The sequence below is a fragment of the Flavobacterium algoriphilum genome (assembly GCF_048158655.1).
Lineage (GTDB): Bacteria > Bacteroidota > Bacteroidia > Flavobacteriales > Flavobacteriaceae > Flavobacterium > Flavobacterium algoriphilum.
This window is the reverse complement of record NZ_JBLNKY010000007.1, coordinates 182,477-195,329: the sequence shown is the minus strand read 5'-3', so window position 1 is coordinate 195,329 and position 12,853 is coordinate 182,477. Positions and strand designations below refer to the sequence as shown.

At 33.9% G+C, this 12,853-nt stretch carries 12 protein-coding genes; 3 read left to right on the top strand and 9 right to left on the bottom strand.

The annotated features are described in order from the left end of the window. Positions 1-39 precede the first annotated feature (39 nt). The 5 genes from ACM55G_RS12915 to ACM55G_RS12895 all read right to left on the bottom strand — a co-directional run bounded on the left by ACM55G_RS12915 (position 40) and on the right by ACM55G_RS12895 (position 5,564). On the bottom strand, positions 40-1,722 hold the full coding sequence (locus ACM55G_RS12915; RefSeq protein ID WP_416844351.1) for a Na/Pi cotransporter family protein: 1,683 nt from the start codon (positions 1,720-1,722) through the stop codon (positions 40-42). Between the two features lie 199 nt (positions 1,723-1,921). Further along, a complete protein-coding gene (locus ACM55G_RS12910; protein WP_416844350.1) occupies positions 1,922-2,722 on the bottom strand; it encodes an NIPSNAP family protein in 801 nt (266 codons plus the stop codon). A gap of 51 nt (positions 2,723-2,773) precedes the next feature. Then, the gene (locus ACM55G_RS12905; RefSeq protein ID WP_379858399.1) at positions 2,774-3,463 is read right to left on the bottom strand and encodes an aspartate/glutamate racemase family protein; all 690 of its coding nucleotides are present in this window, start codon (positions 3,461-3,463) and stop codon (positions 2,774-2,776) included. A gap of 524 nt (positions 3,464-3,987) precedes the next feature. Further along, positions 3,988-4,998: an aldo/keto reductase gene (locus ACM55G_RS12900; RefSeq protein ID WP_416844349.1), complete on the bottom strand. Its 1,011-nt coding sequence runs from the start codon at positions 4,996-4,998 to the stop codon at positions 3,988-3,990. A 128-nt stretch (positions 4,999-5,126) separates the two neighbouring features. Further along, positions 5,127-5,564 carry an acyl-CoA thioesterase gene (locus ACM55G_RS12895; RefSeq protein ID WP_416844348.1) on the bottom strand — a complete coding sequence of 146 codons (438 nt, stop codon included), beginning with the start codon at positions 5,562-5,564 and terminating at the stop codon, positions 5,127-5,129. 251 nt (positions 5,565-5,815) lie between these two features. Here ACM55G_RS12895 and ACM55G_RS12890 point away from each other — a divergent pair, with 251 nt between their 5' ends. Continuing rightward, positions 5,816-6,196, top strand: a complete 381-nt coding sequence (locus tag ACM55G_RS12890; RefSeq protein ID WP_416844347.1) for a hypothetical protein — start codon at positions 5,816-5,818, stop codon at positions 6,194-6,196. Between the two features lie 49 nt (positions 6,197-6,245). Here the strand turns inward: ACM55G_RS12890 and ACM55G_RS12885 are convergent, their stop codons facing one another. The 3 genes from ACM55G_RS12885 to ACM55G_RS12875 form a co-directional block, all read right to left on the bottom strand. After that, positions 6,246-6,929, bottom strand: a complete 684-nt coding sequence (locus tag ACM55G_RS12885) for a 2'-5' RNA ligase family protein (RefSeq protein ID WP_416844346.1) — start codon at positions 6,927-6,929, stop codon at positions 6,246-6,248. Between the two features lie 100 nt (positions 6,930-7,029). Next, entirely contained in the window at positions 7,030-7,353 is a 324-nt protein-coding gene (locus ACM55G_RS12880; RefSeq protein ID WP_416844345.1) for a nucleoside triphosphate pyrophosphohydrolase family protein, read from the bottom strand. A gap of 537 nt (positions 7,354-7,890) precedes the next feature. Beyond that, complete coding sequence (locus tag ACM55G_RS12875) at positions 7,891-8,505, bottom strand: SatD family protein (protein WP_416844344.1); 615 nt, start codon at positions 8,503-8,505, stop codon at positions 7,891-7,893. 432 nt (positions 8,506-8,937) lie between these two features. On the opposite strand from ACM55G_RS12875, the gene dnaK reads away from it, so the two are divergent. Continuing rightward, the gene (dnaK, locus tag ACM55G_RS12870; RefSeq protein ID WP_416844343.1) at positions 8,938-10,824 is read left to right on the top strand and encodes a molecular chaperone DnaK; all 1,887 of its coding nucleotides are present in this window, start codon (positions 8,938-8,940) and stop codon (positions 10,822-10,824) included. Between the two features lie 202 nt (positions 10,825-11,026). Here the strand turns inward: dnaK and fumC are convergent, their stop codons facing one another. Then, positions 11,027-12,424 (bottom strand): class II fumarate hydratase, encoded by a 1,398-nt coding sequence (fumC, locus tag ACM55G_RS12865; protein WP_416844342.1) that lies wholly within the window; start codon positions 12,422-12,424, stop codon positions 11,027-11,029. A gap of 248 nt (positions 12,425-12,672) precedes the next feature. Between fumC and ACM55G_RS12860 the strand changes: the two genes are divergently transcribed. Next, entirely contained in the window at positions 12,673-12,843 is a 171-nt protein-coding gene (locus tag ACM55G_RS12860; RefSeq protein ID WP_416844341.1) for a hypothetical protein, read from the top strand. Positions 12,844-12,853: the final 10 nt, after the last annotated feature.

Genomic DNA, 12,853 nt, shown 5'->3' with positions numbered 1-12,853 from the left:
ATTGAAAATGAGAGGTAAATGGGCAAAATAGTGTTTACGTTAGGTTTTGTAAATCGGAATCTCATTAAAATATTCCGCTTGTTTTTCCTCCAATAAGATTTCTTTTACGGCCATAAGTATCGCTTTATTTGACGTGAAAAGTTCCCGATTGAAGTTAATAACAGTAGTGATATCAATATCTTCAATGGATGCGTTTTGTGCTTCTGTATAAAAATTATTGAGAGCTAAACTATAATTATTCTGAATGGAATCAAATATATTTTGTAGTTCTTCAAAGCTTGCTTTTTTATCCTCACAGAGGAATGCATTCAACTGAACGTATAGATTTTCAGTTTCTTTTTTATGATGTATAAAAAAATTGTATTTGATATCTTTTGACGAATGTCTGAGATTCGTAATATTGGTTCCAATGTCTTTCACGCTTTTCACACAGTGCATAGAACTACGTACGGCTGAAATAAGTTGGTTGAGTTCCGCCTGTTGTTCGCCTTCTAATATTGTTCTTAGTTCCAGATAAAAAGCATGTAATTCGCCCTGTAATTGTTTCAGAAAATCATATTTTTCTTCTTCGGTTTTAGAAAAGAAATTTTTTTTCTCATTGATGATCTTAAAATCATCATTTTCCCGAATCTGTAGTGTATCAATTTTGAATAATTCTAGATTAAAAAGCATCGAATTGTGAATGAAGTATTTTGTTTCTCTTCGGAATAAATCAAGTGCAGTTTCTGGTTCATTAATGGAGGCATGGTTTATAAAGGCAGCAGTTGACCCATTGGAGTTTTTAAAAAAACGTTCTAAAAACCTCGTAAAAATTTCAAGAAAGGGAAGAAAGAGTACAATGGCAAACAGATTGATCAGGCTCGAAAAAGTTACGAGGCCAATCAGAGGATCTTTGATATTGAAAACATCTGTTATCACTAGCAGGATTGGTCTCAGTAATACAAAAGCAACTGCGGTACTGGTGATATTAAAAAGTAAATTACCAAGTGCCACCCGCTTTTTTGAAGCATTGCCACCTATTGCACTGACTACTATTTTAATGATGGTGCCGGTTTCTGAACCCAGAACAATTGCGGCTGCCATGGGAAAACCAATCGCTCCGGCGTGAAGTGCGCTCAATGTAAGTGCCATGGTCACGGTACTGGATTGGACGATTAAAGTAATTCCAAATCCAATGAGTAAAAAAACGACAAGCGGCATCATGGCATATTGAGAAAAATCAAAATGCTGGACCTGCGATTCCATAGCTGTTTTCATAAAGGAAAGACCGATGAACAATAAGCCAAATCCTAAAAGAAAATAGGAGAGATATTTTAAGGTTTTCCGATTCCCAAATACCATTAATAAAAAACCACCCAAACAAACCGCGGGATAGGCTATTACTTCAATATCCGTTTTAAAACCCAGCGTTGCGAAAATCCAGTTTGCGAGTGTCGTGCCCAGATTTGCACCCAAAATAATTGCCAGTGCATTTTTCATTGTGAAAACACCAGCACCGACAAATGCCAAAACCATCATCGAAACCATGGAACTGCTCTGAAGAACAGCAGTCACAATGGTTCCGCCGACTACAGCACCGATATTATTTTTAGTAATGCGCTGAAGAAACAATTTAAAACTTCTCCCGGATAGATTCTTTAAAGATTCTTCGACAAGATACATGGCAAAAAGGAATAAGCCTACACCGGCAGCGAGTTTTAGTATTGTATTGAGGGTTTCCATAGTATTAAAGATACTTAAATTTATTTGTATAATCTTTCTGACAATGCGTATTTCTATCTTTAAAAATGGATTTTATAATTCTTAAAAATAAAAAACTACAACTTTTTTAGGGTTGTAGTTTGGGGAATAATGTTTGCAACGATTAGTTATAAAACCAATAGTTTAGGTGTAAGTATTTTTTAGCTTTTTATACAAAGGTCTAATAGTCGGAATAGTCGGTTGGGTATAAAAAAGTAATGTCTATGTGTGAAACATTGTTTTTGTATTTTTTCATAGCGATTAGCCCTTTCCATTCTGGTGAATCTACAAAAGCTTTCCAGTGTGCATCGCGACTTTCCTGATCTGCAAAAGTAGTCATGTACATTAGGTTTGGCATTTTAGCTCCCGAAATAACTTCGCCATAAAAAACAGGATTATACGCAAGTCGGTCAAAGAGTTTTATTTCTCCACCAGCATTAAACATATCCACTTTATTTTTATATATCGCTTCGGTTGCTGATTCGTAACTTCTTAATTCATACACCCGGTTTGCTCTAGGACTATTCAAAGCGGGAGTTGTCATCATCGGATGATCAGCGAATGCTTTCAATAAAACAGATTCGATACGCGCATAAGGTGCTTGTTTATAGGTCGCATTCAAATAATCTGCTCCTGCAGTTAAATAGGTTTTGTCTTTGGCCAGTTTTTCTTCCAATCGAAGAAATTGTGATAGGGATGAAAAAGGAATTAGTACGATAATTTTTTTTAGCGAATCAGTAGCATTTGGTTTTAGTTTAAAAACTCCAATATTTTTAATTCCCAATTTATTAAGTCCAGGTAAATACGCTTCTTTTAAAAATTTGTCAGTTGTTTGTTCCTGCTGTTCCGTTTTGAAAATATAGGTTTTGAGTTGGTAGAATTCTCTTGATGGCGTTACGATTTTAGAATCAGAAGTTATTGTTTTAAAGCTCGTAATGGCTAAGGCAACAGCCATTAGGGATAGTAATTTTGGTAATTTCATATTTTATTTGATTTATAATAATTTTGGTTTAATTAAAAAAGATTGAAAATTTCAGCTTAAAGCAAATGCAACTGCAGCTGCCGAATGAATTATTGCGGTGTCAAAAATAGGAACGGCAATATCCTCTTGTTGAATTAATAATGGGATTTCAGTGCAACCCAGAATAATTCCTTCAGCTCCATTTTCTATTAATTTATTGATAATATTGATGTACCGCTGTTTCGTATCGGGGTTAATGATTCCTTTTCCCAGTTCATGGTAAATGGTGTCTTGAATAAAATCTCTGTCTTCCGGCTCCGGTATACAAGTTTCAATATTTTGATCACTGAGTTTAGAGGTAAAAAATTCCAGCTCCATTGTAAATTTAGTTCCCAAAAGCCCTACTTTAGATAGATTCAATTTTTTTATTTCTTTTGTAGTTTCGGTTGCAATATGAATTACGGGTATCGACATTTTTTGCTGAATTCTATCGGCTAAAAGATGCATTGTGTTAGCGCATAAAACAATAGCTTCGGCACCACTTTGCTGCAGGTTTTCACAGGCTTCAGAGAGCATGATAAAAGTTGATTCCCAGTCATTGTTATTATTATTTCTTATAATATCTGCATAATTGAAAGAATGGATTATGCATTTGGCAAAATTGATGCCTCCCAGTCTCTCGTTTACTCCTTCATTAATAAGTTTATAATAATCAGCAGTAGAAACCCAGCTAATCCCACCAATAAGTCCCAATGTTTTCATCTCTTTTTATTTTATCTTTCGATTTGTTATCCTTTTTTTTTAACTAGCCTTAATTATTTTTGTTTATAAAAGTATAAAAAAAGTGTCACTTTTTGGAAATGAATAAATAAATTCTATCGAATTTAAGCATCTTATAAAAAGCAAATATCCGTTAAATAATTATTTCGGAATCTATTATTGTTACTCTTGCCATAAAGTTTGAGGAATTTAATTTAAAAAATTAGTCTTTTTTTTCAATAGCCGCTATATAGCCATCTTTGCCTTTCTAAATAGCCGAAATTTTCCCTGTAACAGTAGCTGTTTTGATGGAGGAACAAGATAGAATGATTAGATTATCAGACTTACAAGACGTTTATTTATTGCGGATATTTTTACTTTTTTGTTTCCTTACTAAATATAAACGACGCAACTCAGAAATGGAATTGATAATGTAAGGAGAGTTGGTTTCTTTTTTCATGGTGCGAATTATAAATACAGTAGGAAATGCGAAAGTAAAGATAGCTTAACCTACTGAATAATTTGTTTTATTGATCGATAGCACCCATATTGGCAGCATCATAACGAGCGCCTGTGATGGTTCCCATAGGAATAATGGTTTCTAAACGCTTCAGATCTTCAATGCTTAATTTAATTTCGGCGGCTGCATTATTTTCTTCGACATATTTCACGCGTTTTGTTCCCGGAATTGGTAAAATACCCTTTGAAACAATCCAAGCAATAGCTAATTGTGAAGGGGTTATTTCTTTTTCAATAGCCAATGTTTTTATTTCATTTACTAAGGCAATGTTTTTGTAAAATTGTTCACCTTGAAAACGAGGTAAACTTTTTCTAAAGTCATTATCAGCAAAATCATCAGGTTTTTTGATATCTCCAGAAATAAATCCTCGGCCTAATGGGGAGTAGGCCACAAACCCGATTCCAAGATCTTGAAGTGTTTTTAAAATCCCTGTTTCTTCTACGCCACGCTCAAACAATGAATATTCTGTTTGTACCGCAGTCAAAGGATGAACGTTATGGGCTTTTTTTATTGTCACCGATGAAACTTCCGAAAGTCCGATGTGACCAATTTTCCCTTCTTTTACCAGTTCAGCCATTGCGGCAACTGTTTCTTCAATTGGCGTATTTGGGTCTAAACGATGCAAGTAATACAAGTCAATATAATCTGTTCCCAAATTTTTAAGCGAACGCTCCACGGCTTTTTTTACATAATTTTTTGTACCGTTGAATTGCCAAGTCAGTTGTTCATTGTCATCAATTTCATAGCCAAATTTTGTAGCAATGGTATATTGATTTCGATTTCCTTTAATGGCTTTGGCGACAAGCCTTTCATTTAATAAAGGACCATATAAATCCGCAGTGTCCAGGAAGTTGTACCCTAGTTCCAATGAACGGTGAATAGTAGCAATAGATTCAGCTTCATCCGCTTTTCCATAAATATCCATTCCTGCAATTTGGGTCATTCCCATACAGCCCAACCCTACTTTTGGAACAAAAAGTCCTTGACTTCCCAGTTCGATTTTTTTATTAATATTCATACTTTTTTATTTTAACTGTGATTTTAATTAACAATACAAATGTCAATACTATATTAAATTAAAAAGTAACCCAATCTCTTATAGTTCTATCCAAAATGAGGAAATGGGTTTATCTTTTTAAATTCTTTTTAAAGACTTACAAAATCGTCACTTTTAGGGAAAATACTCAAGGCTTGAACTGCAATTTCAGGAGTAGGAGAAGCTAATTTTCGAAGTTTGGTATCCATCCAAGCGCCATCAACAGTTATGGTAGCACAGAGTTTGTTGTCATCATTCAAAAACTCATGTACTATAGACCAGCGCGAAGCATCGGCTTTCATTTTGGAGGTTTTGGTATGCATAAAAATTTTGTCTGAAATTTTTATTTCTTTTCTAAAAACACATTCTTCTCTAAAAAGAATAGGTCCAAAACCTTGTGCTTGCATCACCTTCATCGTTAATCCAAGACTTTCTAGAATTTCTATACGATGCTGGGCTCCAAAATCATAGTAAGCGCTATGTCTTACATGAAAATTAGGATCCAGATCAGACCAACGGAAAGATAATTCTTTTATAAATAAAGTCATTTTGTGTTATTTTAAAATACGTTATTGATTAAATTTCAATAAAAGTATATAGATTTATAAAATCGAAAATACTAATAAAAAAGGAATGTAATGAAGCTTGACCTTATTTTTTAAAGCTTTTTTATGACAATCGGATAAAAGTGATTTGTTAATTTATTGCTTGTTGAGACGAAAAAAAGTAATGTGGCCTATCTTTTGTATTATAAAAAATAATTATTCATTTCCGGATAATAAAATATAATCTAAGAAGGATGAAAAAAATAATTTTAATGCTACTTATAACTGGCGGTTTGTATGCTCAAGAACAGGTGTTTAACGTTCAGCGGTATTGCATAGACGAGGAACCTTTCAAAAAAGGAGAATGTGATATTACAGGAAACGAATATTCTTTCGTGTTCTTAGATATAAAAAAAAGCAATGTGGTATTCTTTCTAACTGAAATGAGATTGAAATATAAAATTGTTAAGTCAAGTGTTTTTTCTTTAGATCCTAATTATACGGTTTATTCTTTAGAAAATGAAAAGGAACAAATAGAAATGAGAATAAATAAACAGAACACTAAGATCGAATTCCTGTATCCTAACAATCACATTTATTTAACGGTAGGGAAGTCTACTAAGGCTGTAAATTAATTGATTGTTAAAAACGTAACTTGCAGCAAACTTTTGTTTGCTGCTTTTTTTAACTGCACTGAAATTCGTGTAATTCTTTGACAAATTGTTTTCGCTGGTACCAATCATTATAAACCAAATTGTATTTATCAACTTTAAAATTTCCGAAATCAAAATTTCGATATTTTTCTAAAATTTCAATCCACTTATCTTTATTACTGATTTTTTTTCGAAATCGAGCTACAGTTGCGTGAGCGGTATTAATGGAATAACGTTTGTCAATACTTTCCTCTAATCCAGAATTCGTGAAATTTTTTCTTAGGTTGTTTCTCAAATCATCTAGGGAATTAGAATTGGTAAAACCTTGTAGCATTATAGCCGAAGGGGAAGCAGTAATTCCCTTAAAATTAATTGCTATATCCTTTATTTCAACAAGACTTTTTTCTATAACTGCTGCATAATCGGGAATCGAAATTGTGGCCAAATCAAAACCATCGTAACAGGAAATAATCGATAGCACAGTGATATGAATATCAGAACTGGGATAATAATATAGCTCGGGATCGATTTGTTTCAGCTCGTCTAAAAAGCCCTGAATGTTTTTTTTGGTGTGACTATCAGGTCGAATTAATAAAGAAATACCAAATCTATTGTCTGAAAGCGAATCGATTTGATTGTCAATTTGATAGGTATCGGCTGCAATCTTTTCAATAGATTGATTGTATAACGAAGTATAATGTTGCTTTAGATCCATTCGGATTTATCTTTATGTTATAAATAAAATTCGATAGCACGAAATTATAATCTGTGCTATTGAACTTAAACGAGTTTTTTATTTTGTGCCGATTTAGATTTTATTCCCCTAATAAATTTTCAGTTTTTGTCAAAAAAGATGCTACAGCTTCATTAATGTCGATGTCCATTCGGTCTGCAAGTACTGTCAACCACCAAATACATTCACCCAATTTATGCTGTAGTTCAGGATTTGTATTTCCTTTTGGCCAGCGACCTTGTTGGGACATCGTATGACGTCCTACTAATCCCGCATCAGTTAGAAAAGCCAAGGCATCTTCTTCTACCGTCCATTCGCTACCATGATGGTCTTTTTCCAGTTGATGGTATTGCTTTCTGATTTGTAGCGCTCTCTCTTTAATTTCTTTTAAATCTAAATTTTTCATTTTTTATTTGGGTTAACTAGCTGCATTGGTTTTTGTATGGGTTCTTTTTTTGCAAAAAAATAAATGGAAAAATAATAGCTTCAGTTTTTTTGTATCTAACTGTTGTGGGTACTGATTGCAAATCCGCGCTATCTGGCTAATTTATTGTGGTCGCGAGCGAGATCCCAGCGCTATCGGATAAGTTTTTTAAATAACAAATTTTCCATATAAAAATACGTAAAAAATGGCAACAATTATTGACATAAAGTTACCAAATAAGTAAAAGTCATTATAAGTTGATTCCTTAATTTTATCTTTCGTCATTATCTCTTTTCAATCTGGTAGCTAATTTTAAAGTTCCGAATAATGTCAAAGCGTGCGGATAATTGTTAATTAATGAAACCATCAAAAATATTCTTTCAATAATTCCCTTTAATAAAGATTTGTAGTCTATTATAGTATTCTTGCGTATAGAATTTGGAGTAATTATGTAGTAGAAAATACCTAAAAGAATTTCAATATAAATAAACAATAATACAAAGTGGAAGAAGCCCATATTTATTGATTTAGAGTTATTAATTGTATTATATTTTTAATAGAATTGTAAGATTCTATATTTAATGTTTTTTCTCTTTTCCATAATTGAGAACGTGTTTTATTCATCTTCTCTGAAACAATTTTATAATCTTTAAATTTTATGAAATTTGACACAATTTCATAGTCTTTTTCAATATCCCATTTTTCTGTAATATTTTCAAATATTTTGAAAGCATTAATTAAAATAGTATGCTGTAATTTATTTTCGACTGAAATTGTATATCGGAACTTATTATGTTTTGAATTATTTAGTTTGTGTCGAGCTTCTGTTAAGCCAGAACCAAGCATTTCATATGCAATAGTACTATTTATTGGCGTTTCAATATTTCCTTGATGTAAAACATATCTTAATCGAAAATTTAATTTTTTATGAATAATAGCCTCTTCTAAATTTAGAATAATATTGACTGAAGCTTCTAAATCTTTTAATATACATTGAAATTCATCTCCTAAAGTGATTGTTAAAGGGGATAATATTTCTTCTTTATAAGATTCGTTTGTTTCTCTTATAAGTTCTTTAAAATCTTGCATAAGTTGATTTTGATTCTTTTCAACACTTGCAATAATATCTGCCATTATTATATAATGTTTCATCTTTAATGAAATTAATTAAGTTATTTCAAATATAGTGAAATTATATATTTAATTTCATTTTTATTGAAATAGATTTTTATGCAATCTGCTAGCCCTTTTATATAATGTGAGCGCAGCTACAGGAAGTTGCGGTTTGGCTAATTATTTCTTCTTTGTAGAGCTAAATAGTAACGGCAACTGGCTACTATATTGAATTCATGATGAATCTAACTGTCGGCTGGGATTAGGGTGCCACTAGGAATGACAACTTCGGTTATAATGACAAACTCTCTAAAATGTCATGTTGTCAGATTTTTTTACGCCAATTTTAACATAAACTGACAATTTAAGGACGTGTATTGCATTGGCACAAAGATTGACTTATCGACTTCGAGCTATTAAAATGAGTATATAATAAAATTAAATATAGTAAAAATGGGTAAAATAATCGGAATTGATTTAGGTACAACAAACTCTTGTGTTTCTGTAATGGAAGGTAATGAAGCAGTAGTTATCCCTAATGCTGAAGGAAAAAGAACAACGCCATCTATCATTGCATTTGTAGAAGGTGGAGAAATTAAAGTAGGAGATCCTGCTAAGAGACAAGCGGTAACTAATCCAACTAAGACTATTGCTTCTATCAAACGTTTTATGGGTCATTCTTTTTCAGAAGTTTCTGCTGAAGCAAAAAGAGTTTCTTATTCAGTAGTAAAAGGGGACAACAATACACCACGTGTGGATATTGATGGTCGTTTATACTCTGCACAAGAATTGTCAGCAATGACACTTCAAAAAATGAAAAAAACTGCTGAAGACTACTTAGGTCAAACAGTTACTGAAGCAGTTATTACTGTTCCTGCTTACTTTAATGATGCACAACGTCAAGCTACGAAAGAAGCGGGTGAAATTGCAGGTCTTAAAGTGATGCGTATTATCAACGAACCTACTGCTGCAGCTTTGGCATACGGTCTTGATAAAAAAGGTAAAGATCAAAAAATTGCTGTTTACGATTTAGGTGGAGGTACATTTGATATTTCTGTTCTTGAATTAGGAGACGGAGTTTTTGAAGTATTATCTACAAACGGAGATACTCACTTAGGTGGGGATGATTTTGACCACGAAATTATTGACTGGTTAGCTGCTGAATTTTTAACTGAAGAAGGTATTGATTTACGTTTAGATCCAATGTCTTTGCAACGTTTAAAAGAAGCTGCTGAGAAAGCAAAAATTGAATTGTCTTCTTCTACTGAAACTGAAATCAACTTACCTTATGTAACTGCTACAGCTTCAGGACCAAAACACTTAGTTAAAAAATTAACTAGAGCTCAATTTGAAAAATTAACTGATTCATTAGTTAAGCGTTCTATGGCACCAGTTGCTAAAGCGTTGAAAGATGCAGGTTTATCGGTTTCTGATATTGACGAAGTAATTCTTGTAGGAGGTTCTACTCGTATGCCAAGAATTGCTGAAGAGGTTGAAAAATTCTTTGGTAAAAAAGCGTCTAAAGGAGTTAACCCTGATGAGGTTGTTGCTATTGGAGCAGCTATTCAAGGTGGAGTTCTTTCTGGAGATGTAAAAGATGTATTGTTACTTGACGTTACTCCTTTATCTTTAGGTATCGAAACTATGGGTGGTGTTATGACAACTCTTATTGAGTCTAATACAACCATTCCAACTAAAAAATCTCAAGTTTTCTCTACAGCTGCAGATTCTCAACCAACAGTTGAAATCCACGTTTTACAAGGAGCTAGAGCAATGGCTGCTGATAACAAAACTATCGGTCGTTTCCATTTAGATGGTATTCCACCAGCACCAAGAGGTGTTCCACAAATTGAAGTAACTTTTGATATTGATGCTAATGGTATCATCAAAGTTTCGGCAACTGACAAAGGAACTGGTAAATCTCATGATATTCGTATCGAAGCTTCTTCTGGTTTAACTGCTGAAGAAATCGAAAGAATGAAAAAAGATGCAGAAGCTAATGCTGATGCTGACAAAATTGCAAGAGAAAGAGCTGAAAAATTGAACGAAGCAGACGGAATGATCTTCCAAACTGAAACTCAATTGAAAGAATTAGGTTCTAAATTATCTGATGAAAACAAAGTTGCTGTAGAATATGCATTAACTGAATTGAGAATGGCACACCAATCTCAAGACATTCCTGCAATTCAAACTGCTCTTGACAACATCAACGCTGCTTGGAAAAAAGCAACTGAAGCGATGTATGCTCAAGGGGAACAAGGTCAAGGTGAAGCACAACCTCAAGGGGATGCTGCTCAAGGAGACAATGTTGAAGACGTTGAATTCGAAGAAGTAAAATAATAATTTCCTGTACGTACAGACGCGAATCATCGCGTCTTTACATGGTATAAAGAAAACCGTTCGCCTTTGGGTGAACGGTTTTTTATTTGTAAAGGCGTGCGGTAGAGACGCACTGCAGTGCGTCTCTACATCATAAAATAAAAAACCCTGCAACTATTACGTTGCAGGGTTTCCTGTAAAAATCCTAATGTTTCAGCTTTACTTATTTTAAGCTTCCAACCATATCTTCCGGTTTAACCCAAGCATCAAAATCTTCGGGAGTCACATAACCCAAACGAACAGCTTCTTCTTTTAAAGTAGTTCCGTTTTTGTGTGCGGTTTGAGCAATTTCAGCGGATTTGTAATATCCAATTTTAGTGTTTAAAGCCGTAACTAGCATCAATGAATTATCAACTAATTCTTTGATTCTTTTGTGGTTTGGCTCGATACCTTGTGCGCAATGTTCGTCAAAAGACATACAAGCATCACCTAACAATCTAGCTGATTGCAAGAAGTTTGCTGCCATCAATGGTTTGAAAACATTCAATTCATAATGCCCTTGCATTCCACCAACAGAAATTGCTACATCATTCCCCATTACTTGTGCGCAAACCATTGTTAATGCTTCACATTGTGTCGGGTTTACTTTTCCTGGCATGATAGAGGAGCCTGGTTCGTTTTCCGGAATGATGATTTCTCCAATCCCTGAACGTGGTCCAGATGCTAACATACGCACATCATTGGCAATTTTATTTAATGAAACCGCTAGTTGTTTTAATGCTCCGTGTGATTCTACGATTGCATCATGTGCTGCTAAAGCTTCAAATTTGTTTTCGGCAGTTACGAATGGATGCCCCGTAAATTCAGCGATATATTCCGCTACTTTTACATCGTATCCTTCTGGAGTATTTAATCCGGTTCCAACAGCTGTTCCTCCTAAAGCCACTTCGGATAAGTGTGCCAAAGTATTTTTAACTGCTTTTAAACCGTAGTTCAATTGCGCTACATAACCTGAAATTTCTTGTCCTAATGTAAGTGGAGTAGCATCCATTAAATGCGTACGACCTATTTTAACCACAGTATTGAATTCAATTGCTTTGGCATGAAGTGTATCTCTTAGTTTTTCAACACCAGGAATGGTGATTTCTACAACTGCTTTGTAAGCTGCAATATGCATTCCTGTTGGGAACGTATCATTTGAAGATTGTGATTTGTTTACATCATCATTCGCTTTGATGAATTGCTCGCCTTCGCCAATGTTGAATCCTTTTAGCACTTGCGCACGATTAGCAACCACTTCATTTACGTTCATGTTACTTTGTGTACCTGAACCTGTTTGCCAAATTACCAATGGAAATTCATCATCTAATTTTCCGGCTAGGATTTCGTCACAAACGGCTGCAATAGCATCGCGTTTTTCGACTGGTAAAACGCCTAAATCGCAATTAGCGTAAGCAGCAGCTTTTTTTAAGAAAGCAAAACCTTCGATAATTTCTTTTGGCATAGAAGCCGATGGACCTATTTTGAAGTTGTTGCGGGAACGTTCTGTTTGTGCGCCCCAATATTTGTCTGCAGGAACCTGCACTTCACCCATCGTGTCTTTTTCTATTCTAAATTTCATGGTGTTGTTGTTTATAAGTATTAAGTAGTTTAGTAGATTTTTTAGCCCCGATAGCAATGAAAATCCTTTTATGCCGGGGTTCGGTATAAAAGATTGCAACGGATAGCGGGATCAGCTCCAAATTCTGAGCTCAAAAATACGGATAATTCCCTTTTTATAAAAATTGATTGGTAGTTTTTGTTACTTTTTATTGGTAAGAAAAGGAATTAAACTTACATTTGTGGCTACATTCAAAAATTCCGGAAAACATGTTTGAATTTTCACAGTACTTAGGCTTTTTACTTTTCTTAACCGTTCTTACAATAGGATTTTGGTTGATGTTTTTTCTTGTTGGTTTCGTATCCTATTGGGTAGGAGGAGCGACTTGGGAAGCATATAAAGAGAAAAGAGCAAAAAAGAAGCACGAACAATCAGTTTAATCTAATTGTT

Coding starts and splice junctions, on each gene's coding strand:
- dnaK (WP_416844343.1), top strand. CDS start 8,938: ATGGGTAAAATAATCGGAATTGATTTAGGTACAACAAACTCTTGTGTT.
- ACM55G_RS12915 (WP_416844351.1), bottom strand. CDS start 1,722: ATGGAAACCCTCAATACAATACTAAAACTCGCTGCCGGTGTAGGCTTA.
- ACM55G_RS12885 (WP_416844346.1), bottom strand. CDS start 6,929: ATGGATCTAAAGCAACATTATACTTCGTTATACAATCAATCTATTGAA.
- ACM55G_RS12910 (WP_416844350.1), bottom strand. CDS start 2,722: ATGAAATTACCAAAATTACTATCCCTAATGGCTGTTGCCTTAGCCATT.
- ACM55G_RS12860 (WP_416844341.1), top strand. CDS start 12,673: ATGTTTGAATTTTCACAGTACTTAGGCTTTTTACTTTTCTTAACCGTT.
- ACM55G_RS12880 (WP_416844345.1), bottom strand. CDS start 7,353: ATGAAAAATTTAGATTTAAAAGAAATTAAAGAGAGAGCGCTACAAATC.
- ACM55G_RS12895 (WP_416844348.1), bottom strand. CDS start 5,564: ATGACTTTATTTATAAAAGAATTATCTTTCCGTTGGTCTGATCTGGAT.
- ACM55G_RS12890 (WP_416844347.1), top strand. CDS start 5,816: ATGAAAAAAATAATTTTAATGCTACTTATAACTGGCGGTTTGTATGCT.
- ACM55G_RS12905 (WP_379858399.1), bottom strand. CDS start 3,463: ATGAAAACATTGGGACTTATTGGTGGGATTAGCTGGGTTTCTACTGCT.
- fumC (WP_416844342.1), bottom strand. CDS start 12,424: ATGAAATTTAGAATAGAAAAAGACACGATGGGTGAAGTGCAGGTTCCT.
- ACM55G_RS12875 (WP_416844344.1), bottom strand. CDS start 8,505: ATGGCAGATATTATTGCAAGTGTTGAAAAGAATCAAAATCAACTTATG.
- ACM55G_RS12900 (WP_416844349.1), bottom strand. CDS start 4,998: ATGAATATTAATAAAAAAATCGAACTGGGAAGTCAAGGACTTTTTGTT.